The organism is Micromonospora sp. NPDC049559 (assembly GCF_040676675.1).
In the GTDB taxonomy this organism is placed as follows: Bacteria; Actinomycetota; Actinomycetes; order Mycobacteriales; family Micromonosporaceae; genus JBFAPK01.
Genome location: NZ_JBFAPK010000035.1, coordinates 71,815 through 93,292, shown reverse-complemented (window position 1 = coordinate 93,292; position 21,478 = coordinate 71,815). Strand labels below are relative to the sequence as shown.

The following is a 21,478-nucleotide window of genomic DNA, read 5'->3' as shown; positions in this document are numbered from 1 at the left end:
GGCGGCGGGCGTACCTGCACCTGTGCCGGTGGACCTCGCTCGGGCTGAGCCTGATCGAGGCGATGGCGATGGGGATGCCGGTGGTGGTGCTGGCCACCACCGAGGCGGTGCTGGCCGTACCGCCCACCGCCGGGGTGCTCTCGACCAACGTGCGGACCCTGCGCGAGGCGGCCGCCTGGCTGCTGGAGGACCCGGACGCCGCCCGCCGGCTCGGCGCCGAGGCGCGGCGGGTCGCCGCCGAGCGCTACGGCCTGGACCGGTTCCTCGCCGACTGGGACCGACTACTGGAGGAGGAGCTGTGCGCATAGCGATGATCTCGGAGCACGCCAGCCCGCTGGCGGCCCTGGGCGGCCCCGACGCGGGTGGCCAGAACGCGCACGTCGCGGAGCTGTCGGCCGCGCTGGCGAGGGCGGGTCACGACGTGCGGGTCTACACGCGCCGGGACGATCCCGCCACACCCGAGGCGGTACCCATGTGCGAGGGGGTGACCGTCGTGCACGTACCGGCCGGGCCGCCCGAACCGATCCCCAAGGACGGGCTGCTGCCGTACATGGAGGAGTTCGGCCGCTGGCTGGTACGGCACTGGCGGGACGGCCTGTGGCGGCCGGACGTGGCGCACGCGCACTTCTGGATGAGCGGTCTCGCCGCCGTCACCGCGGCGGGCGACACCGGGGTGCCGGTGGTGCTCACGTACCACGCGCTCGGCACGGTCAAGCGCCGGCACCAGGGCCCCGCCGACACCAGCCCGCCCGGCCGGATCGCCCACGAGCGGCGCCTCGGCGAGCGGGTCGACCGGGTGGTCGCGCAGTGCCGCGACGAGGTGGACGAGCTGGCCCGGATGGGGGTACCGAGGCAGCACGTCGTGATCGTGCCCTCCGGCGTGGACGAGCGGCTCTTCCGCCCGGAGGGCCCCGTCGTGGTCCGGGCCCCCGGCCGGCCGCGGATCCTCTCCGTCGGGCGGCTGGTCGAGCGCAAGGGCTACCAGGACGTCATCCGGGCGCTGCGGGCCGTCCCCGACGCCGAGTGCGTGATCGCCGGTGGACCGCCCGCGTCGGCGCTGCCCGCCGACCCGTTCGCCGCCCGCCTGCGCCGGCTCGCCGACTCCTGCGGCGTCGGCGACCGGGTGCACCTCGTCGGCGCGGTGCCCCGGGACGAGATCGCCGCCTGGTACCGCTCGGCGGACGTGCTGGTCACGGCCCCCTGGTACGAGCCGTTCGGGTTGACCCCGCTGGAGGCGATGGCCTGCGGCGTGCCGGTGGTCGCCAGCGCGGTCGGCGGCCTGATCGACACCGTCGTCGACGGGCTGACCGGGGACCTGGTCCCGCCCCGCGACCCGGACGCGCTCGGCGTCGCCCTGCGCCGGCTGCTCGACGACCCGGTGCGCCGGACGGCGTACGGCCGCGCGGGGCTGGAACGGATCCGCCGGCGCTACACCTGGTCCCGTACCGCCGCCCGGCTGGGCGAGGTCTACGCGGCCGTGGCGGCGACCCGCCCGACCACCGGGGCGGTGGCGTGATGGCCGGACAGAAGCTGCTGCTCGACGCGCACCTGCACGGCCTCGCCCAGGCGCTGCCCGGGTACCGCCAGGCCGCCGGCCGCCTCTCCCGCTGGGGGCGTGACCTGGCGCAGACCCTGGTCGAGGGTGGTCGGTTGCTGGTGGCGGGCAACGGGGGTAGTGCGGCGGAGGCGCAGCATCTGGCGGCGGAGCTGGTGGGCAAGTTGCGGGAGGACCGGGTGCCGTTGTCGGCGATCGCGTTGCACGCGGAGACGTCGTCGGTGACGGCGATCGGTAACGACTACGGGTTCGAGGAGGTGTTCGCGCGGCAGGTGCGGGCGCATGGTCGGCCGGGGGATGTGTTGTTGTTGATGTCGACCAGTGGGCGTAGCGCGAACCTGTTGGCGGCGGCGCGGGCGGGTCGGGAGTTGGGGTTGCGCTGCTGGGCGTTCACCGGGCCGGCGCCCAACCCCCTCGCCGACGCCTGCGCCGACGTGCTCGCCGTACCGTGCGAGGACTCGCAGGTGGTGCAGGAGCTGCACCTGGTCTCGACCCACGTGCTCTGCGAGTACGTCGATCACACCCTGCCGCTGCTCGGCGCCGCCCCGACGTCCCGGCCGCACGCCGGGCCCGGCCAGCGGAAGCAGGACGGCCCGCACGAGATTCCCGGCGGCCCGCGCGAGCGCGCCGCCCCGGCGCCGCCGGCCGCCCGCCAGGGCCGGGCCGTGGCGGGCCGCGCCGGCCGGGACGCCCCGCTGCCGTACCGGCGCGCGGGCCGGCTACTCGCCGCGATCCCCGATCCGGAGGAGAAGACGCCATGAGCGGTCCCCTGGTCATCGTCGGTGACACCCTGCTCGACCGGGACGTCGACGGTACCGTCGAACGGGTCTGTCCCGACGCGCCCGCGCCGGTGCTCGACGAGCGCTCGGCCACCGACCGGCCCGGCGGGGCCGGGCTCGCCGCGCTGCTCGCCGCCGCCGACGGCCACGACGTGGTACTCGTGACGGCGCTGGCGGACGACCCCGGCGGCGCCCGCCTGGCGCAGCTGCTCGCCGCCGCGGGCGTGCGGGTCTACCCGCTGCCGCTGCCCGGCGCCACGCCCGAGAAGATCCGGCTGCGCGCCGGCGGGCAGGTGCTGCTCCGGTTGGACCGGGGTGGCTCGGCCGAGCCGCCGGGACCGCCGCCGGAGGCGGTCGTCGAGGTGCTGGCCGGCGCGGCGGCGATCCTGGTCAGCGACTACGGGCGCGGCGTGGCGCGGCAGCCGGAGCTGCGGCGCGCGCTCGGTGCGACCGCCGCGCCGGTGGTCTGGGACCCGCACCCGCGCGGCCCGATCGCGGTACCCGGGGCGCGGCTGGTCACCCCGAACGAGGCCGAGCTGCACCGGATCACCGGCGACCGGGCCGACGGTCCGCGCCTGCCCGCCGTGACCCGGGGCGCGCGGCTGGTCCGGGACCGGTGGCGGGCCGACGCGGTCGCCGTCACGCTCGGCGGCGACGGGGCGCTGCTCTGCCACAGCGGCACGACGCCGCTGGTCGTACCGGCCGAGCCGGTCGACGGGGGCGACACCTGCGGCGCGGGTGACCGCTTCGCCACAGCGGCGGCAGCGGCGCTGGCCGAGGGCGCGCTGGTGTCGGAGGCGGTCGAGACGGCGGTGCGGACGGCCGCGTCCTATGTGGCGTCCGGCGGGGTGGCCGGCCTGCGTCCGGACCCGCGCGCAGCCGCCCACGCCGGTGGCGCCGGCGACCCGGGTACGGGCGGGTCGAGGCCCGACGGTGCGAAGACGGGCACCCCGGCGGCCGGCGGTTCGGGCAACGGCGCCCCAGGAAACGGCGGCTCGGGACACGGCGGTCCGGGACACGGTGGTCCGGGACCCGGCGGCTCGGGACACGGTGGTCCGACGGTCGGCCGGGAGGCGGTCGCGGCGGTGCTGGCCCGGGTACGTGCCGCCGGCGGCACGGTGGTGGCCACGGGTGGCTGTTTCGACCTGTTGCACGCCGGGCACGTGGCGACGTTGGAGGCGGCCCGGCAGTTGGGGGACTGTCTGATCGTCTGCCTGAACTCGGACGAGAGCGTGGCGGGGTTGAAGGGCGATGGTCGGCCGGTGGTCTCGCAGGCGGACCGGGCCCGGTTGCTCGCGGCGTTGGGCTGTGTGGACGCGGTGTTGATTTTCGACGAGTCGACGCCGCACGCGGTGCTGAGCTGGCTGCGGCCGGACGTCTGGGTCAAGGGCGGCGACTACGCCGAGACCGGCGGCGGCGACCCCGGCGGGCCGGAGCTGCCCGAGGCCGAACAGCTACGCCGTTGGGGTGGGCAGAGCGTGCTCGTGCCCTATCTCGATGGCAGATCCACCACCGGCACCATCGCGGCGGCCCGCGCCAACGGGCGCCAACTGACGAAGGGACGACGATGAGAAACGACGTGAGCGGCTCCGCGGTGCTGGTCACCGGCGGTTCCAGCGGACTCGGCGCGGCCGTGGTCGAGGCGGTCGGCAAGGCCGGCGGCCGGCCGTACGTGCTGGACCGGCAGGCCCCCGCCGACGGGGTGCCGTGGGTCGAGTGCGACCTGGCCGACACGCGCGCCGCCGAGGCGGCCACCCGGGAACTGGCCGACCGCGCCGGTGGCCTGGACGGGGTGGTCACGGCGGCCGGCATGGACGTACCGGGCCGGCTGGCGGACGTACCGGCCGAGACCTGGGAACGGGTCGTCGCCGTCGACCTGCTCGCCACCGCCGCGGTCGTCCGGGCCGCCCTGCCCTATTTGGAGCGGTCCCGGGGCAACGTGGTCACGGTCGCCTCGACGCTGGGCGTCAAGGCGGTCAGCGACGCGACCGCGTACTGCGCCGCCAAGTTCGGCGTGGTCGGCTTCACCCGGGCGCTCGCGGCCGAGCTGGCCGGTTCGGTCGGGGTCACCCTGCTGGTGCCGGGCGGCATGCGGACCGCCTTCTTCGACGACCGTACCGAGCAGTACCGCCCCGGCCCGGACGCGGTGCTCAACGACCCGGCCCACGTGGCGCAGGCGGTCATGTTCGCCCTCTCCCAGCCGCCCGGCTGCGCGGTACGGGAGCTCGTCGTCTGCGCGGACCGGGAGAGCTCGTACCCGTGATCCTGGCGCTGCGGGCGCTCGGCATCGGCGACCTCGCCACCGCGGCGCCGGCCCTGCGCGCGCTGCGGGCCGCCCATCCGGACCGGGTGTTGGCGCTGGCCGCGCCGCGCTGGCTCGCCCCGCTGGTGGAGCTGGTCGGCGGGGTGGACCGGCTGATCGACCTGGACGGGACCGACCGGCTCGGCCCGTACGAGTGGCCGGTGCGCGGTCCGGAGCTGGCGGTCAACCTGCACGGGCGTGGCCCGGAGTCGCACCGGCTGCTGCGGGCCGCCGACCCCCGGCGGCTCCTGGCGTACCACTGCCCGGAGGCGGGGCACACCGACGGCCCCCGGTGGCGCCCCGACGAGCACGAGGTGCACCGCTGGTGCCGCCTGCTCGACTGGTACGGCATCCCGGCCGACCCGGACGACCTCGCGCTGCGCCGCCCGGCACCCGGCCGGATGCCGGTCGGGGTGACCATCGTGCATCCCGGCGCGAAGGCACCGCAGCGGCGCTGGCCGGCGGAGCGCTTCGCCGCCGTGGCGCGGGAGCTGACCGCGCGGGGCCACCGGGTGGTGGTGACCGGCTCGGCGGCCGAGCGCGACCTCGCCGGGCAGGTCGCCGCCCGCGCCGGCCTGTCCGCCACCGCGGTGCTGGCGGGCGCCATGGACGTCGGCGAGCTGGCCGCACTGGTCGCGCACGCCCGGCTGCTGGTGAGCGGGGACACCGGCATCGGGCACCTCGCCACCGGCTACGCGATCCCGTCGGTGCTGCTCTTCGGTCCGGTCGCGCCCGCGCTCTGGGGACCGCCGCCGGACCGGCCCTGGCACCGGGCCCTCTGGGCGGGCCCGGCCGCACCGCCGGCCACCCCGGTCCCGGCTCCCCGCCCGCCGGCGGCGGGATCCCGCCCGGAGGAGCCCGGTCCGGAGAAGCCCGGCCCGGCTGCCGGACCGGACGTGGCGGCGGCACGGCCCCCCGGCCCGGCTGGTGGCAAGCCTGCGGCGGCGGCCCGGCCTTCCCGCCGGGACGCGGGCGGCGACCCGGGTGTGGCGCACCCCTCGGCGTCCGGGGCGGTTGGCGCGACGGCGGACGGGGTACCACCCGCCACGGCCGGCGGACGGGTCGGCCGGCCCGCCGACGCGCCGCATCCGGCGCTGGCGGCGCTGCGGGTGGACGAGGTGCTGGCCGCCGTCGAGCGGGTGGAGGAGGTGGCGGTGGATGCGGCTACGCCGCGCTGACCTCAGCAAACCCGGATACGGCCGGCGGCGCCGGGGCCGGGGCGTCAGTTTCGTCGGCCTCGACGGGCGGCCGATCGGCGACCCGGACGAGCTGCGCCGGCTGCGGGAACTGGTCATCCCGCCGGCCTGGCGGGACGTCTGGATCTCGCCCGACCCGCGCGCGCACATCCAGGCCACCGGCATCGACGACGCGGGTCGCAAGCAGTACCTGTACCACCCGGTGTGGCGGGCCAAGCGGGACCGGGCCAAGTTCGCGCACGTGCTCCAGATCGCCCGACACCTGCCCGACCTGCGCAAACGGGTCGACGCCGACCTGCGCGGCCGAGGACTGTGCCGGGAGCGGGTGCTGGCCACCGTCGCGAAGCTGCTGGACCTGGGCATGTTCCGGGTCGGCGGCGACCAGTACGCGGCCGGCGAGGAACCCACCTTCGGGGTCTCGACGCTGCGCCCGGAGCACGCCCGGGGGCAGGGCGGCTGCGTGGTGCTGGAGTTCCCGGCCAAGGGCGGGATCGAACAGGTCCGCCGGGTCGACGACCCCGACGTCTGCCGGGTCCTGCGCGACCTGCGGCGGCGCCGCCGGGGTGCGGAGCGGCTCTTCGGCTACTGGGACGGGAGCAGGTGGCGCGACGTGCACGCCGACGAGGTGAACGACTACCTGCGCGAGGCGAGCGGCGTGGACCTCACCGCCAAGGACTTCCGGACCTGGCACGCGACCGTACTGGCCGCGACGCGGCTGGCCGCCGCCGGGCCGCAGTCCTCGGCCACGAAGCGCAAGCGTACGGTCGCCGCGGTGATGCGGGACGTGGCCGAGTTGCTCGGCAACACCCCGGCCGTGGCGCGCGCCTCGTACGTGAACCCGCGGGTCGTCGACCTGTTCCAGGACGGGACGGTGGTCGACGTACCGCCCGACGCCGGCCTGGAGGAGACGGAGCGGGCCGTGCTGGCCCTGCTCGCCGAGGGCTGAGCGGAGCGGCGGGCCCTGCCCGCGCCGACCCGGCCACGCCGGGAACCCGCTGACCCGGCTTCCGCTACGCGCCGGCGAGGGCGGCGAGTGTCGGGACCAGTTCGGCGGGGGCGGGCATCGCCGCGATCTCGTCGCGTACCTCGGTCGCGGCCTTGGCCAGCGCCGGGTCCGTGACCAGTTGCCGCAGCCGTTCGGCGGTGATCTGCCGGGTCGGTACCGCCAGCCCGGCGTTTCGGCCGGCCACGGCCAGCGCGTTGTGCCGGCGGTCGCCCGGGCCGGGAACCACGAGCTGCGGTACGCCGGCGGCGAGCGCCGCCAGCACGGTACCGGCGCCGCCGTGGTGCACGATGCCGGCGCAGCCGGGCAGCGCGAGCGGCAGCGGCGTCCACCCGACGGTGCGCACATTGGACGGTAGCGCGTCGAGGCGGGACGGCTTCAGGTCGGGCCGGATCAGGACGATCTCGGCGTCGACCCGGGCCGCGGCGGCGACGACGGCGCCGGTCAGGTCGCCCCCGCCGGGACCGGCGATGGTGCTGCGGCTGACCAGGATGCGTGGCCGGTCGGCCGGTTCGCGCAGCGCGTCGGGGAGTTCGCCCTCGCCGCCGTACGGTGTGGGCCGCATCGGCGTGGCGTCCTGCCGCTCGACGAGGCTGGCCGGCGCGGTGGTCAGCGTGGCCGCGATCGGGGGCGGGCCGGCGCGCCGGTTCTGCCGCATGGCGGCCGAGATGACGCGTACCAGCTCGGCGTCGTCGAAGAGGCTGCTGCCGTGCAGCACCGCCGGTACGCCGATCCGGGCGGCGGCGAGCGCCCCGGCTACGGCGAGCGGCTCGTGCACCACCAGGTCCGGCCGCCACCGTTCGGCGAGCCGCAGCACGCCGGCGGCGAGCACGTCGTTGACCGCGCCGAAGAGCAGCGCCACGCCGCGCGTGCCCGCGGTACCGGCCAGCTCCGCGCGGGCGATCAGCGGGTGGCGGGGCAGGAGCCGGCGCGCGATGCGGCCGAGGTCGAAGCCGGGCGCCGTCTCGGCGACCGGCAGGCCGGCCAGCGGTGTCGCGATGGCGTCACCCCCGGCCGCCAGCAGCACCTCGTGACCGGCGTCGCGCATGGCCCGGGCGAGGCCGACCATCGGGAAGAGGTGACCGATCAGCGGTGCCGAAACGAAGAGAACCCGCACGTGTGCCTCCTGGGCCGGCCGTGTCCGGTCGAAATGGTCCGGGGGCCACCGTAGTAAGCCCGGACCACCGTGGACACGGCGGCCGGCACCCCGCCGGGAGAACGGTCAGCGCAGCGGGCCGCGCCGGGCGCCGACCCGCGACCCGGTCGGCTCGGCGGCCTCCCGCAGGTCCTTCGGGAACTGGGCGACCACGTCGTCGAACCGATGCTCGGCGACCGCCTCCCGCAGTGTGGCGAAGACCGCGCGGAGGCCGCCGTCGGCGGCCACGTCGTCCACCCCCGCCCGTTCCGTCACCCGCCGGACGAACTCGCCGAGCCCGAACGACTCCGCCGGCTCGCGGGTCGGCGCCTTGTTCAGGTACGCCCCGAGCCGGTCCGGCAGCGCGCCCGCGAGGTCCTCGGCCTCACCCCCGCTGATCCGGTCCGCCAGCGTCGTCAGGGTGGCCTCGGTGATCGCTGCCGCGTCCGTGCCGGACACGCCGGTCCGCCGGGCCACCGCGCCGATGAAGTCGTCGTAGACCACCTGGTTCTCCTTCCGGACGGACGTCGCGGCGGTCTACCCGGGTACGGGTTCACGAAACCGCGCTCCCGTACCCGGAGGGCGTGCCGTACCGGCCGCCCCGCTGGGCGCGTCGATTGCGCAGTTTTGCCCGTTTTCTGGGTAAGCTGCGGCGATGCGGAGTTCGCAGCGGCTCGCGTCGTCGGGCCTGCGCGGCCCGGGGATCATCCTCGGCGTGGGTCTCGGCGGCTTCGTGGACGGCATCCTCCTGCACCAGGTGCTGCAGTGGCACCACCTGCTGAGCAGTACCGGCAGCGACAACGTCGGCATCCGGCGGTACCCGACCGACACCGTCCCCGGTCTGCGCATCAACACGCTCTGGGACGGCATCTTCCACGTGGTCACCTGGGTCGCGGTGCTCGGCGGACTGGCCCTGCTGGCGGCCCGGGTCACCGACGGCCGCGCCCGCCTGGTCCGCTCCCGGGCGCTGTGGGGCTGGGCGCTGGTCGGCTGGGGCCTGTTCAACCTGGTCGAGGGCGTGCTCGACCACCACGTCCTCGGCATCCACCACGTGCACGGGGGCCCGTGGCAGCTCTGGTGGGACATCGGTTTCCTGCTGCTCGGCGTCGTACTGCTCGCGGTCGGCCTGCTGCTCGCCCGTACCGGGGTCGGGGCCGCACCGGGGCCGGCCCCGGGTGCCGGCCGGCCCGGGTGAGCACCGCCCACGGCGGGCCCGACGCGACCGGCTCGCTCGCGCTCGCCGTGCCGGTCCTCGCCGTGGTCGCCGGCTACCTGCTGGCCGCGTCCCGGGAACGGGCCGGCGGGCGGGGCTGGAGCCGGTGGCGCACGGCGAGCTTCGCCGCCGGGGCCGCCGCCGCGCTGGCCGCGCTGACCGGACCGGTCGCGCGGACCGGTGACTTCACCGGGCACGTGTTGCAGCACCTGCTGGTGGGGATGCTCGCCCCGCTGGGCCTGGCGCTCGGCGCGCCGGTCACGCTGCTGCTGCGGGCCGCCGGCACCGGCCCCGCCCGGCGGCTCGTACGGCTGCTGCACGGCCGACCCGTACGGCTGCTCGCGCACCCGGTACCGGTGCTCGCGGCCAACCTCGGCGGGCTCTACCTGCTCTACCTCACCCCGGCCTACCGGCTCGCGCAGGCGTACCCGAGCGTGCACGCGCTGGTCCACGCCCACCTGTTCGTCGGCGGTTACCTCTTCGCCTGGCTGATCGCGGGCCCGGACCCGGGACCGCGCCGGCTGCCGGTGCCGGTACGGCTGGTCCTGCTCGGCGTCGCGGTCGCCGGGCACGCCACGCTCGCCCAGCTGATGTACGCCGGCCTGCTCCTCGGCCCGGCGGTACCCGCCGACGAGGTGCGCGCCGGCGCCGTGCTCATGTACTACGGCGGGGACCTCGCGGAGATCCTGCTCGCCCTGGCCCTGCTCGCAATGTGGCGCCCCGGTCCGCGCCGGCGGCGGCACCTCGCCCCGGCCGCAGCGGACCGGCGGCGGCCCCTGGTCCCGGCCGCAGCGGGCCGGCCCGGCGGGCGGACGGACGGCGGCGCGCCCGCCGCGCCCGGAACAGGCGTTTGACCCGTTGTCGCTGGGTACCTGATGGACGGTAACCATTCCATCCAGCGGAGCGAGGTATGCGATGACGACCGCCCGAGAAATCATGACCCCCGGGGCCGCCTGCGTCGGCGAGGACGACGACCTGGTCACCGCGGCCCGCCGGATGTCCGAACTGGACGTCGGCGCGCTGCCGATCTGCGGTAAGGACAACCGGCTCAAGGGCATGCTCACCGACCGCGACATCGTGGTGAAGGTGCTCGCCGAGGGGCGGGACCCGCACGGTGTCACCGCCGGCGAACTGGCCCAGGGCAAGCCGGTGACCATCGGCGCGGACGACGACGCCGAGGAGATCCTGCGCACCATGGGCAGCCACCAGGTGCGCCGGCTGCCCGTCATCGACGGTCACGACCTGGTCGGGATCGTCGCGGTCGCGGACGTGGCGCGCGCCCTGCCCGACCGTCCGGTCGGCGATCTCGTCGACGCGATCTCCCAGGGCTGACCGCGACCGCCGCCCCGGCCCGGGCGAGTCGGTTCGGTCGCCCCCGGCCCGGCTCGCCGGTCCGGCATTACGGTACAGAATCGCATGATAGGGGTATAGGTAAGAAATGACGTCTCCCGAGCACATGCCTCAACCCCGTCCGCAGGAGCAGCCGTACCCCGGCAAGTCGGACGAGATGGAACCGACTCCGCGCGACCGCATGGCCGACTACGTCGGGCGGGACCTGCTCAAGGGCCGGCGGGCCCTGGTGACCGGCGGCGACTCGGGCATCGGCCGGGCGGTGGCGGTGGCCTTCGCGAAGGAGGGCGCCGACGTCGCGATCGCCTACCTGAGCGAGCACGAGGACGCCCGGCGTACGGCCGAACTGGTCGAGGCGGCGGGCCGCCGCTGCGTACTGCTCCCGGGCGACCTCGGCGAGGTGGCGCACTGCCGCGAGGTGGTGTCGCGTACCGTCGACCAGCTCGGCGGGCTGGACCTGCTCGTCAACAACGTGGCGTACCAGCAGCCGGCCGACTCGCTGGGCGAGATCTCCGAGGAGCAGTGGCAGCACACCTTCAACGTCAACATCCACAGCTACTACCGGATCACGAAGGCGGCGCTGGAGCACCTGCCACCGGGCTCGTCCATCATCAACACCGCGTCGATCAACGGTCTCAAGGGGAACGACCACCTGATCGACTACTCGGCCACCAAGGGCGCGATCATCGCGTTCACGTACTCGCTGGCGCAGTCGCTGGTGAAGAAGAAGATCCGGGTCAACTGCGTGGCGCCCGGGCCGGTCTGGACCCCGCTGATCCCGGCCACCTTCCCGCCCGACAAGGTGCAGGAGTTCGGCCAGCAGGTACCGATGGGCCGGGCCGCCCAACCGGACGAGATCGCCCCGTCGTACGTCTTCTTCGCCAGCGACCAGCTCTCCTCGTACTACAGCGGCGAGGTGCTGGCCCCGATCGGGGGCCTCACCCTGCCCGGCTGAGCACCGGTGGCCGCCGGTACGGCACCGGTCTGGCGGCCGGCAACGACAGCTTCGGCAACGACGGGTTCGGCAACGACGGGTTCGGCAACGACGGGAGGTGTCCGTGGGAAAGGTACTCGGAAAGCTGGCCTACCAGCCGGTCGGGCTGGTGCTGGGCATGACCGCCGGCGCGGTCGCGGGACTGGTCTTCAAGCAGGTCTGGAAGCGGGTGGGCGGCGACGGCGACGCGCCCGACGCGACCGACGAGGACCGCGGCTGGGGCGAGATCCTGGTCGCCGCCGCGCTCCAGGGCGCCATCTTCGCGGTGGTGAAGGCGGCCGTGGACCGCGGTGGGGCCATCGGCGTACGGCGGGTCACCGGGCGGTGGCCGGCGTGAGCGGCTGAGCCGGCCAGGCGGGGTCCGGACGTGCTCGACGAGGAGTTCGGCAGGCACCTGCGGCGGCGGGCCCGCCTCGGTGCCGGGGTCGGCCTGTTGGTCGGCCTCGGCGCCGGCTGCGGGCTGACGACCGGTGCCGGGGGCGGCCCGGCGCTGGCGGTCGTGGTCGCGCTCGTCCTGGGCGCCGGAACGGCGGTCCTCGGGTATCTACTGGCCCGGATCACGGCCATCGGCTGACCGCCCCGATCTCCGCAGCCCCGATCTTGGCGGCCGATCTCGCAGTTTCCCCGCAATAGGCCCCTCGCGCGCTGGCGAGGGGCCCTCTCCCGCTCCGCGCTTCCCTGAAGATCACGTGCCCCTGAAGATCTCGGCGCTTGCATGCGGAGGCATGCCTCCGGTATGTTGGCCGTCGGAGGGTGGCCTCCACTTATTCTGCCCCCTCCGCCGGCGGCCCCGCCCGCCCCCGGGACCCGTGTCGAGACCGCGGGCCCCGCGCCGCCCCCGCGGTGGCGCGGCCGGCAACCGTACGCCGGTCATCGCGATCTTCAGGAATGGAGCTACCTCCGTGGCTTGGACCACCGGCGGCGCCACGCGCCGCTCGACCTTCGCCGTTCTCGCGGCCGGCGCCGGGTTCTTCGCGATGCTGCAATCGCTGATCAGCCCGGTGCTCCCCACCATCCAGCAGGAGCTGCACACCTCGCGGAACACCGTGACCTGGGTGCTGACCGCGTACCTGCTCTCCGCCTCGATCTGCACACCGATCCTGGGACGGGTCGGCGACTCGGTCGGCCGCAAACGTACCCTCGTCCTCGCGCTGGTCGGGCTCGCGGTCGGCTGCCTGCTGGCCGGGGTCGCCCAGAGCGTGGGCATGCTCATCGTGGCCCGCGTCGTCCAGGGCGTCGGCGGCGCCGTCTTCCCGCTCTCGTTCGGCATCATCCGCGACGAGTTCCCGCCGGCCCGGGTACCGACGGCGGTCGGCATGATCTCCGCCGTCATCGCCGCCGGTGGCGGCCTCGGCGTGGTGCTCGCCGGCCCGATCGTGGCCACGCTCGACTACCGCTGGCTCTTCTGGATCCCCACCGTGGTGGTGCTCGCCACGGCGCTGGCGGCGCACCTGCTGGTGCCCGAGTCCCCGGTACGGACCCCCGGGCGGATCAACTGGCCGGCGGCCGGCCTGCTCTCCGGCTGGCTCGTCGCGCTGCTGCTCGCGGTCAGTGAGGGGCCGGGTTGGGGCTGGCTGTCGGGCCGGGTGCTCGGGCTGCTCGCCGTCGCGGTCGTGCTCGCCGCCCTCTGGGTGGTCACCGAGGCACGCTCGGCGAACCCGCTGATCGACATGCGTACGCTCCGCCTGCCGGCGGTCTGGACGACCAACCTGGTCGCGCTGCTCTTCGGGGCGGCGATGTTCGCCCTGTACGCCTTCCTCCCGCAGTTCACCCAGGCTCCCGCGGGCGCCGGGTACGGCTTCGGCGCGAGCGTCACCGAGGCGGGGCTGCTGATGCTGCCGATGCTGGTCACCATGTTCGTGGCCGGCATGGCCAGCGGCCGCCTGCAACCGGTCTTCGGGCTGAAGGCGCAGCTGGCCACGGGCTCCGCCCTGGGTGCGCTCGCCTGCGCCCTGCTCGTGCTGGCGCACGACACGCGGTGGGAGGTCGGCGCGGCGGCCGGCGTCTTCGGCCTCGGCATCGGCCTGGCCTTCTCGGCCATGACGAACCTGATCGTGGGAAGCGTGCCGGCGGGTCAGACCGGCGCCGCGAGCGGCATGAACGCGAACATCCGTACCATCGGCGGCTCGATCGGTGCCGTGGTGATGAGCGGCATCGTCACCGCCGGCGCGGGCAGCGACGGTACGCCCCGGGAGGCCGGCTTCACCCACGGCTTCGTGACGCTCACGCTGATCTCACTGGCCGCCGTGGCGGTGGCGCTGGTCGTGCCGGGGGCCCGTCGCGCAGGGCGGGTGGCCGGTACGGCGCCGGCGCGCGGCGAGGCGGGTGCCGTACCGGGGCGCGCGCCCGACGCGACCGCGGCCCCGCTGCTGGCCGGGCCCGCCGCGGCGGAGTAGCCACCGGCGGTCCGGGTCGTGCGGGGGTGCGGCCCGCAGTAGCCACCGGCGGTCCGGGTCGTGCGGGGGTGCGGCCCGGACCGCCCGGCGGGCCGGCACCGGACCGTTGCCGCTCGTAGTAGGAAAGTTTCCAACTGTGATTGACTATCGTCGATTTTTCACGTAACAATGACCGTCAATATTGACCATGATGGTTCCCTCAACCCCCAAGGGAGGCACCAGTGGCAGCGGTGATCGGCGAGATGTCCTGGTTCTGTTGTGGCAATACGTGGGGCCCGTGCGGCACGGTGGGGCACGGCGCCTGCGGCACCTGCAACTCGGGCAGCCTGCAACACGCGTGGCCGAACGCGTCCGACGCGTGCCTGGCCATCACCCGCCCCGACGCCTGCGGGGTGGGCCTCAGCCGGCGCACCTGCGGGTTCCGGCACTACACCACGAACCTCTGCACCGGCTCGCGGATCGGCACCACCATCGCCGACTGCGGCCCGCAGACCGACCTCTTCTGCGGCGAGACCGCCTGCTGCGGCAGCTCGTGCGGGTCGAACCGGATCATCGACCTCACGCCCGCCGCCTACAGCGCCATCGCCAGCCTCTCCTCGGGCCTGCGCCCCTGTTCCGTCGACGTGGTCTGAGGGAGGCACCGATGAGCGCGACCATGGACCGCCGGCGGCTGCTCAGCACCGCCGTACTCGGTGGGGCCGGAATCGTCGGCGCCACCGCACTCGGGTCGCTCGCCCCGGAGGCCGCCTTCGCGGCCGACCCGGTGCCCGTCGAGCCGGGCGCCCCCGACCCGAACTTCGCCGAGGGCCGGATCAGCAAGATCTCCGGGAGCATGCTGCTGGTGACCGGCTCGGACGCCGTCCTGCACTCGATCCGGGTCACCGACGGCACGAGCATCTGGAAGCTGACCCCGACCACCTTCGACCGCATCGCGATCGGCGACGGGATGTACGCGCGCGGACTGCGGCTGCCCGACGGTACGCTCGCGGCCGACTCGATCTGGGTGAACATCGTCAGCCTGCACGCGCACGTCGCCGCCGTGGGCAGGAACGTGCTCCACCTCGACCACAACGGCCGGCGGATCGTCGGCCACGTGGTGCCCGGTACCACCGCCGCCGTCTACAACGGCACGCCCGCCGTCTCCGACGTCTCGCTGCTGCGGGTCGGCCGGCACGTGCAGGTGATCGGTGCCTGGCACCCGGACACCAACGAGATCGACGTCGCGACCGTCTACGCGGCCGCCTGACGCCTCCCGCCGGTTCCCGTTGCTCGGCCATTGAGGAGGAAGACGATGCTCGCACTGATCGCGGCGGTACAGCCCCTGCTCATCGGGGCGGTGCTCCTCTGGTCCGCCGCCGTCAAGCTGTTCAGCCGGCAGGCGACCGCCGCCGCCCGTCGCTCCGCACTCGTACCGCTGGTCGGTGAGCGGCGCGCCGCGCCCGCGTACCGACTGGTCGGTACCGTCGAACTGGCCGTCGCGGCCCTCCTGCTGCTGCCACCCGCGCCGCCCCTGGAGGCGGGGGCGGCGGCAGTCCTCTCCGCCGGTTTCCTCGGCTACCTGGCGTACGCCCGCCGGGCCGCGCCCGCCTCGTCGTGCGGCTGCCTGAGCACCCGCCGTACCCCGGTCACCAACCGGGGGCTCGGCCGGGCCGGGCTGCTGCTGGTCGCCGGGATCGCCGCCGGCTGGGCCGGCGAGCACTGGCTGGCCGCCGTACGGCAGCGTCCGCTCGCCGCGGCGGCCGTGCTGCTGGTCGAGGCGGCGGCGGTCGTCGTGCTCTCCCCGGAGCTCGACGCGCGCTGGCTGCTGCCGCTGCGGCGGCTCCGGGCCCGGATCACCCGGCCGCTGGCCGGCGGCGGGGGCGGCGTGCCGCTGTTCGCCACCGTCCAGCAGTTGCAGCAGAGTCCCGCGTTCCGGCAGGTCGCCGCCCTGATCAGCTCGGACGTACGGGAACACTGGGATGACGAGGAGTGGCGCATCGTCTGCCACGGCGCGCGGTACCGGGGCCGCGTCGCCACCGCGGTCTTCGCCGTGCCCCGGCTCCGGTACGACCCGGGGGCGGTCCGGGTCGCGATCGTCGACGAGGCGACCGGGGTGACCGTGGCGAACTTCGCCGGAGCGCGTTCCGCCCCGGCCTGACCGTCACCGGCGATCCGGCGACCCGCCGTCGTCCGTCCCGCGCGACCCGGCGTCGTCCGTCCGTCCCGCGCGACGCGGCGTCGCCCGTCCGGGTGGAAGGGTCCCCTGTCATCGCTCTCCGTATGACAGGGGACCCTCCGAGCACCCACCGGCGGGCGGGACGGATCGGGTCAGGCCGCGAGCGACCGGGCCGGCCCGGCGTCGGTGCCTGGGTCGGGATCGGCGTCGGCGTCGAGGGCGAGCCTTCGGGCGTGGCCGGCGTCGTCGGCGTCCAGTGCGAGTGCGGCCAGCCGCTCGCACTCGGCCAGTGGCCGCGCGGCCAGCGCCGCCCGTACCGCCGGCAGGGCGCGCGCCGACATGGAGAGGCTGGTCACGCCGAGGCCGGCCAGGATCGGGGCGAGCAGCGGATCGGCGGCCGCCTCGCCGCAGACGCCGACGGGCTTGCCGGCCGCCCGCCCCGCCTCGGCCACCCCGGCGACCAGTTGGAGCAGGGCCGGCTGCCACGGGTCGAGCAGCTCGGCCAGCTCGCCGCACTGCCGGTCGGCCGCGAAGACGTACTGGCTGAGGTCGTTCGTGCCGATGCTGAGGAAGTCGACCTCCCGCAGCAGTCGGCGGGCGTGCAGCGCGGCGGCCGGTACCTCGACCATCACGCCGGCCCGGGGGAGCCCGGCGGCGCGTACGGCCTCGGCGAACGCGGCGGCCTCGGCCGGGGTCGCCACCATCGGCGCCATCACCCAGACGTCGGCCGCGGTCGCCTCGGCGGCGCGGGCGATCGCGGTCAGCTGCGTGCGCAGCAGCTCGGGACGGCGGCGGGCGATCCGCAGGCCGCGTACGCCCAGCGCCGGGTTCGGCTCCTCGGCCTGCCCGAGGAACGGCAGCGGCTTGTCGGCGCCCGCGTCGAGCGTACGGATCACCACGCGCCGCCCGCACATCGCCGCGAAGACGTCCCGGTACGCCTCGACCTGCTCCTCCAGGCCCGGTTCCCGGGTACGGCCGAGGAAGAGCAGTTCGGTGCGGAACAGCCCGACGCCCTCGGCCTCCTCGGCGGCGGAGACGTCCCGTACCGAACCGATGTTGGCCAGCAGCGCGACGGCGTGCCCGTCGGCCGTGCGGCCCGGCCCGGCCCCGGCGGGCGCGTCGGCCCCGGCCCGGGTACCGGCCGCGGCGCCACCCGGCCCGGCCGCGTGGTCCCGGCCGGCGGCAGCGGCGGCCTCGGCGAGCCGCGCCTCGTCGGCGCCCGCCTCGATCGTGCCGGTACCGCCGTCGACCAGCACCGTCGTCCCCTCGGTCAGCTCGGCCAGCCCGGCGCAGGCGACCACCGCGGGCAGCCCGAGCGCCCGGGCCAGGATCGCCGTGTGGCTGGTCGGGCCGCCGGCCTCGGTCACCAGGGCGACGACCTGTCCGGGGTCCAGCTCGGCGGTGTCGGCCGGCGCGAGGTCGCGGGCCGCGAGCACGTACGGGTGCCCGGGGGAGGGGACGCCCGGCATCGGTCGCCCGAGGCAGACGGCCACCGCGCGGTCGCGTAGGTCGTCCAGGTCGGCCACGCGCTCGGCCAGGTACCCGCCGGCCGCCGAGAACGCCTCGCGGTAGGTGGCGAACGCCGCGTCGATGGCGTGCGGCCCGTCCCGACCGGCGCCGACCGCGTCCCGTACGGCATCGGCGAGCACCGGGTCGTCGGCCATCATGGCCTGCGCCCGGAGCACCTCGGCGACGGTGGCGTCGGCGGCCCGGTCGGCCCGGCGGCCCAGTTCGGCGACGACCGTGGCGAGCGCGGCCACGGCCCGTTCGCCCTCGGCGCCGGGATCGGCCACCGGCGCCGGGTCCGGCAGCGTCGGCACCCCGGCGACCCGCAGCAGCGGTCCCGCCGCCGTACCCGGGCTCACGCCGATGCCCCGCAACACCCGCGACCCCACCGGTCCGGCCGGCGCGACCGGCACCGGGGACTCCGCCGGCGCGGCCGGCGCCGGGGGCGGCTGGTCAGGCATCGGCCGGCTCCTCCGCGTCGAGGTCGCGGGCGAGCAGCTCGGCGAGGGCCTCCAGCGCCGCCTCGGCACCCTCCCCCTCGGCCTCGATGGTCACCTCGGTGCCCTGCTTCGCGCCGAGCGCCAGCACCGACAGGATGCTGCCCGCCGGCACCGGGCGGCGGTCCGCGGTCCGGATGGTGACCGGTACCGGCTGCGCCGCCGCGGCGGCGACGAAGAGCGCGGCCGGTCGGGCGTGCAGTCCGCTGGCCGAGCCGACGGTTACCGTACGCGTGGGCATGATGGCCCTCCTCTCCCGTTCAGGGCTCGATCGTGACCTTGATGGCCTCGCCCCGGGCGACGATGCCGAAGGCGTCGATGGCCCGGTCCAGCGGCAGCCGGTGGGTGATCAGGTCGGCGACCGGTACCGCTCCGGTCGCGATGAGACGCAGCGCCTCGGCGTTGTGCGCGGGGCTGGAGCCGTTGGCGCCCACGATGGTCAGCTCGCGGTAGTGCACCAGGTTGGAGTCGCAGGCGATGACCGGGTTGTCCTTCGGCAGGCCGCCGAAGAAGCTGATCCGGCCCTGCCGGGCGGCCATCTGCAACGCCTGTTCCTGGGCCGCGCCGGAGGCCGCCGCGGTGATGACGACGTCGGCGCCCCGCCCGTCGGTCAGCTTCAGCACCTCGTCGACCGGGTCCACCTCGGCGCCGCAGATCGCGGCGTCGGGCCGTACCAGCCCGGCGGCGAGTTCCAGCCGGGCCCGGTTCAGGTCGACCAGGAAGACCCGGGCGGCGCCCCGGGCGCGGGCCAGCCGCACGTGCAGGCAGCCGATCGGTCCGGAGCCGACCACCACCACGTCGTCCCCGGTGCCGACCCGGGCCAGCTCCTGACCGTTGAGTACGCAGGCGAGCGGCTCGGCGACCGACGCCTCGGCGAAGCCGACCCCGTCCGGGATCCGGTTCAGCCCGTCGACGGCGAGCACCTTCGCGGGTACGACGAGGTACTGCGCGAACCCGCCCTCGTAGTGGTAGCCCATCGACTCCTGGTTGGGGCAGACGGTGAGCCGGCCCCGCCGGCACTCCCCGCACCGGCCGCAGGGGATCGCGGCGATGACCTGCACCCGGTCGCCGGCCGACCAGCCGGTGACCTCGGCGCCGGTCTCGACCACCTCGCCCGCGATCTCGTGTCCCATCACCCGGGGCGGGTGGATGTGGTGGTGCCCGAACTTGGAGATCTTGACGTCGGTACCGCAGGTGGAGCAGTTCCGTACGCGGATCTTGACGTCGCCGGGACCGGGCGTCGGCTCGGGCACGTCCTCGATGCGTACGTCGCCGGGGGCGTGGAAACGAACGGCCTTCATCGGGTGCTGTCCTCCCGTGCGGGCTGGAGCAGCCGCAACACGTCGTCGGGATCGGTCGCCTCGCGCAGCGCGCGGGCCTGGTCGGGGTCGAGCAGCAGCTCGGCGAGGGCGGCCAGCAGCTCGACGTGGCCGTCGCCGCGGGCGGCGATCGCCACGCAGACGCTGACCGGCTGGCCGCCCCAGTCCACCGGTTCGGGGAAGCGGAGCACGGCGAGCGCGTCGCCGTGCACCAGCTCCTTGCCGGCGAGCGTGCCGTGCGGGATCGCCACACCCTCCCCGACGTACGTGGAGACCGAGCGCTCGCGGGCGAGCATGGTCGCCACGTACCCCGGCTCGGCCGCGCCGACGTCGACCAGCGCCTGGCCGCAGCGGCGGATGGCCTCGTCCCGGTCGGCCGCCCGCTCGGTCAGCCGGATAGCCCGGGGGTCCAGCAGCGCGGCGAGCGACTCAGCCACGGATCTCCTCGCCCTTCTCGATCGCCTTGACCACCCTGGTCACGGCCGGGTCGCCGAGGAAGACCTGGAACGGCACCACGACCTTGTCGGGGGCCGCGGCCCGGGCCCGGGCGGCCAGACCGCCGTGCGTGATCACCACATCCGCGTCGCCGGGGATCGAGTTGACCGGCGTGTGCTCCACCGCGACCGAGAACTTGCCGAGCTGCTTGCGCAGTTGGCTGGCGAGCATGACACTGCTGCCCATCCCGGCGTCGCAGGCCACCACGACCTTCTTGACGTCCTTGCCGTTGATGCTGCCCATCGTTCTCCCTCTCCTCGCCTTCCGCCTCAGCTCTCCGCGGTCGCCGTACGCGCCACGGCCGGACTGTCCTCCCGCTCGCGCGCCCCGGGCTCAGCCGTGGCCGCCCCGGGCTCGCGCGTGGCCGCCCCGGCCACCGCCGGCGACTCGCTCCCGTCGGCCTCCCCGGCGCCCTCGTCGCTCTCCCGGTCGCCGGCGAGCCGGCCGAAGCCGAGCAGGGCCGAGGCGACCACGAAGCTGACCGCGGCGGCGATGGCGACCCCGAGGAAGACCCCGAACCAGCCGCCCTTGGGGGTCACCGCCGCGTAGGCGAAGATGCTGCCCGGCGAGGGGCTGGCGACCAGGCCGGCCCCGGTGACCATGAAGGTGCCGACGCCGGCCGCGCCGCCCGCCATCGTGGCCAGGATCAACCGTGGCTTCATCAGCACGTACGGAAAGTAGATCTCGTGGATGCCGCCGAGGAACTGGATGATCGCGGCGGCCGGCACGCTCGGACGCAGCGCGCGCGGCCCGAAGAAGAAGTACGCCAGGAGCAGGCCCAGCCCCGGCCCGGGGTTCGACTCGATCATGAACAGGATCGACTTGCCGTGCTGCTGCGCCTCGGCCACCGCCAGCGGGCTGAGGACGCCGTGGTTGATCGCGTTGTTGAGGAAGAGCACCTTGGCGGGCTCGACCAGGACGCTGGCCAGCGGCAGCAGGCTGTGCCCGATCAGCCAGTCGACGCCGTGGCCGGCCCAGTTCGTGAGCCGCTCGACCACCGGGCCGATCACCCAGACCCCGACCAGCGCCATCCCGCCGCCGACGATGCCGGCGGAGAAGTTGTCCACCAGCATCTCGAAGCCGGGCCTGATCCGGTCCTGCACCAGCGAGTCGAAGAGCTTCAACAGGTACGCGGTGAGCGGGCCGATGATCATCGCACCGAGGAACATCGGTACGTCGGCGCCGACCACCACGCCCATCGTGGCGACCGCGCCGACCACCGCGCCGCGCTGGCCGTGCACGATCCGCCCGCCGGTGTAGCCGATCAGGACCGGCAGCAGGACCAGGATCATCGGGTTGACGAGCTTGGCCAGGTGCTCGTTGGGCAGCCAGCCGGTCGGAATGAACAGCGCCGTGATCAGACCCCAGGCGATGAACGCGCCGATGTTGGGCATGACCATGCCGGCGAGGTGGCCGCCGACCCGCTGGACCCGGGCCTTGAACCCGGTGCCCTGTACCTCTGGGGTGTATGAGATGGCCATCAGGGGCCTCCTTCGCGGAAGTTGTGGCTCACGTCCGGGCCGGTGGACCCGCCCGTCCCGGCCGCCCGCACGAGGGGCGTACCGGTCCGGCCGGTTGGTGCT

At 75.4% G+C, this 21,478-nt stretch carries 24 protein-coding genes and 1 pseudogene; 17 read left to right on the top strand and 8 right to left on the bottom strand.

Annotation, left to right across the window (positions count from 1 at the left end; genetic code table 11):
• The 7 genes and pseudogenes from AB0J86_RS30015 to AB0J86_RS29985 form a co-directional block, all read left to right on the top strand.
• A partial coding sequence (locus AB0J86_RS30015; RefSeq protein WP_363861005.1) for a glycosyltransferase occupies positions 1 to 308 on the top strand: 308 nt, incomplete at its 5' end.
• A complete protein-coding gene (locus AB0J86_RS30010; RefSeq protein WP_363861004.1) occupies positions 299 to 1,516 on the top strand; it encodes a glycosyltransferase in 1,218 nt (405 codons plus the stop codon). The genes AB0J86_RS30015 and AB0J86_RS30010, both read left to right, overlap by 10 nt.
• Positions 1,516 to 2,316, top strand: a complete 801-nt coding sequence (locus tag AB0J86_RS30005; protein WP_363861003.1) for an SIS domain-containing protein — start codon at positions 1,516 to 1,518, stop codon at positions 2,314 to 2,316. Before AB0J86_RS30010 ends, AB0J86_RS30005 begins: the two co-directional genes overlap by 1 nt.
• Entirely contained in the window at positions 2,313 to 3,905 is a 1,593-nt protein-coding gene (locus AB0J86_RS30000; RefSeq protein ID WP_363861002.1) for a PfkB family carbohydrate kinase, read from the top strand. Before AB0J86_RS30005 ends, AB0J86_RS30000 begins: the two co-directional genes overlap by 4 nt.
• Positions 3,902 to 4,597 (top strand): SDR family oxidoreductase, encoded by a 696-nt coding sequence (locus tag AB0J86_RS29995; protein WP_363861001.1) that lies wholly within the window; start codon positions 3,902 to 3,904, stop codon positions 4,595 to 4,597. Before AB0J86_RS30000 ends, AB0J86_RS29995 begins: the two co-directional genes overlap by 4 nt.
• Positions 4,594 to 5,424, top strand: a pseudogene (locus tag AB0J86_RS29990) (glycosyltransferase family 9 protein); the annotation flags it as partial. The gene AB0J86_RS29995 and the pseudogene AB0J86_RS29990, both read left to right, overlap by 4 nt.
• Before the next feature lie 370 nt (positions 5,425 to 5,794).
• Positions 5,795 to 6,778, top strand: coding sequence for a DNA topoisomerase IB (locus AB0J86_RS29985; RefSeq protein ID WP_363861000.1), 984 nt, complete (start codon positions 5,795 to 5,797; stop codon positions 6,776 to 6,778).
• 64 nt (positions 6,779 to 6,842) lie between these two features.
• Here AB0J86_RS29985 and AB0J86_RS29980 read toward each other — a convergent pair whose 3' ends face one another.
• Positions 6,843 to 7,952 (bottom strand): nucleotide disphospho-sugar-binding domain-containing protein, encoded by a 1,110-nt coding sequence (locus tag AB0J86_RS29980; RefSeq protein ID WP_363860999.1) that lies wholly within the window; start codon positions 7,950 to 7,952, stop codon positions 6,843 to 6,845.
• A gap of 105 nt (positions 7,953 to 8,057) precedes the next feature.
• On the bottom strand, positions 8,058 to 8,474 hold the full coding sequence (locus tag AB0J86_RS29975) for a DUF2267 domain-containing protein (RefSeq protein WP_363860998.1): 417 nt from the start codon (positions 8,472 to 8,474) through the stop codon (positions 8,058 to 8,060).
• A gap of 151 nt (positions 8,475 to 8,625) precedes the next feature.
• On the opposite strand from AB0J86_RS29975, the gene AB0J86_RS29970 reads away from it, so the two are divergent.
• The 10 genes from AB0J86_RS29970 to AB0J86_RS29925 all read left to right on the top strand — a co-directional run bounded on the left by AB0J86_RS29970 (position 8,626) and on the right by AB0J86_RS29925 (position 16,060).
• A complete protein-coding gene (locus AB0J86_RS29970) occupies positions 8,626 to 9,165 on the top strand; it encodes a DUF2243 domain-containing protein (RefSeq protein ID WP_363860997.1) in 540 nt (179 codons plus the stop codon).
• Positions 9,162 to 10,037, top strand: coding sequence for a cytochrome c oxidase assembly protein (locus AB0J86_RS29965; protein ID WP_363860996.1), 876 nt, complete (start codon positions 9,162 to 9,164; stop codon positions 10,035 to 10,037). The genes AB0J86_RS29970 and AB0J86_RS29965 overlap by 4 nt, the downstream gene beginning before the upstream one ends.
• Before the next feature lie 61 nt (positions 10,038 to 10,098).
• On the top strand, positions 10,099 to 10,515 hold the full coding sequence (locus AB0J86_RS29960) for a CBS domain-containing protein (RefSeq protein ID WP_363860995.1): 417 nt from the start codon (positions 10,099 to 10,101) through the stop codon (positions 10,513 to 10,515).
• 106 nt (positions 10,516 to 10,621) lie between these two features.
• Positions 10,622 to 11,488, top strand: a complete 867-nt coding sequence (locus AB0J86_RS29955) for an SDR family oxidoreductase (protein WP_363860994.1) — start codon at positions 10,622 to 10,624, stop codon at positions 11,486 to 11,488.
• Between the two features lie 103 nt (positions 11,489 to 11,591).
• The gene (locus AB0J86_RS29950) at positions 11,592 to 11,864 is read left to right on the top strand and encodes a DUF4235 domain-containing protein (RefSeq protein ID WP_363860993.1); all 273 of its coding nucleotides are present in this window, start codon (positions 11,592 to 11,594) and stop codon (positions 11,862 to 11,864) included.
• A gap of 30 nt (positions 11,865 to 11,894) precedes the next feature.
• Entirely contained in the window at positions 11,895 to 12,101 is a 207-nt protein-coding gene (locus tag AB0J86_RS29945) for a hypothetical protein (RefSeq protein ID WP_363860992.1), read from the top strand.
• Between the two features lie 328 nt (positions 12,102 to 12,429).
• Positions 12,430 to 13,923: an MFS transporter gene (locus AB0J86_RS29940; RefSeq protein WP_363860991.1), complete on the top strand. Its 1,494-nt coding sequence runs from the start codon at positions 12,430 to 12,432 to the stop codon at positions 13,921 to 13,923.
• 221 nt (positions 13,924 to 14,144) lie between these two features.
• Complete coding sequence (locus AB0J86_RS29935) at positions 14,145 to 14,555, top strand: hypothetical protein (RefSeq protein ID WP_363860990.1); 411 nt, start codon at positions 14,145 to 14,147, stop codon at positions 14,553 to 14,555.
• A gap of 11 nt (positions 14,556 to 14,566) precedes the next feature.
• On the top strand, positions 14,567 to 15,169 hold the full coding sequence (locus AB0J86_RS29930; protein WP_363860989.1) for a cell wall protein: 603 nt from the start codon (positions 14,567 to 14,569) through the stop codon (positions 15,167 to 15,169).
• Positions 15,170 to 15,214: 45 nt separating this feature from the next.
• Positions 15,215 to 16,060, top strand: coding sequence for a MauE/DoxX family redox-associated membrane protein (locus AB0J86_RS29925; protein ID WP_363860988.1), 846 nt, complete (start codon positions 15,215 to 15,217; stop codon positions 16,058 to 16,060).
• Positions 16,061 to 16,230: 170 nt separating this feature from the next.
• Here the strand turns inward: AB0J86_RS29925 and ptsP are convergent, their stop codons facing one another.
• Genes ptsP through AB0J86_RS29895 form a run of 6 tightly spaced genes read right to left on the bottom strand, consistent with a single transcriptional unit; the run spans position 16,231 to position 21,379 of the window.
• Positions 16,231 to 18,045 carry a phosphoenolpyruvate--protein phosphotransferase gene (ptsP, locus tag AB0J86_RS29920; RefSeq protein ID WP_363860987.1) on the bottom strand — a complete coding sequence of 605 codons (1,815 nt, stop codon included), beginning with the start codon at positions 18,043 to 18,045 and terminating at the stop codon, positions 16,231 to 16,233.
• Complete coding sequence (locus tag AB0J86_RS29915) at positions 18,038 to 18,322, bottom strand: HPr family phosphocarrier protein (protein WP_363860986.1); 285 nt, start codon at positions 18,320 to 18,322, stop codon at positions 18,038 to 18,040. The genes ptsP and AB0J86_RS29915 overlap by 8 nt, the downstream gene beginning before the upstream one ends.
• Positions 18,323 to 18,341: 19 nt before the next feature.
• A complete protein-coding gene (locus tag AB0J86_RS29910) occupies positions 18,342 to 19,382 on the bottom strand; it encodes a zinc-dependent dehydrogenase (RefSeq protein WP_363860985.1) in 1,041 nt (346 codons plus the stop codon).
• On the bottom strand, positions 19,379 to 19,837 hold the full coding sequence (locus AB0J86_RS29905; RefSeq protein WP_363860984.1) for a PTS sugar transporter subunit IIA: 459 nt from the start codon (positions 19,835 to 19,837) through the stop codon (positions 19,379 to 19,381). Before AB0J86_RS29905 ends, AB0J86_RS29910 begins: the two co-directional genes overlap by 4 nt.
• Complete coding sequence (locus AB0J86_RS29900) at positions 19,830 to 20,138, bottom strand: PTS lactose transporter subunit IIB (RefSeq protein WP_363860983.1); 309 nt, start codon at positions 20,136 to 20,138, stop codon at positions 19,830 to 19,832. The genes AB0J86_RS29905 and AB0J86_RS29900 overlap by 8 nt, the downstream gene beginning before the upstream one ends.
• Positions 20,139 to 20,164: 26 nt before the next feature.
• Entirely contained in the window at positions 20,165 to 21,379 is a 1,215-nt protein-coding gene (locus AB0J86_RS29895; RefSeq protein WP_363861010.1) for a PTS mannitol transporter subunit IICB, read from the bottom strand.
• Between the last annotated feature and the right edge of the window lie 99 nt (positions 21,380 to 21,478).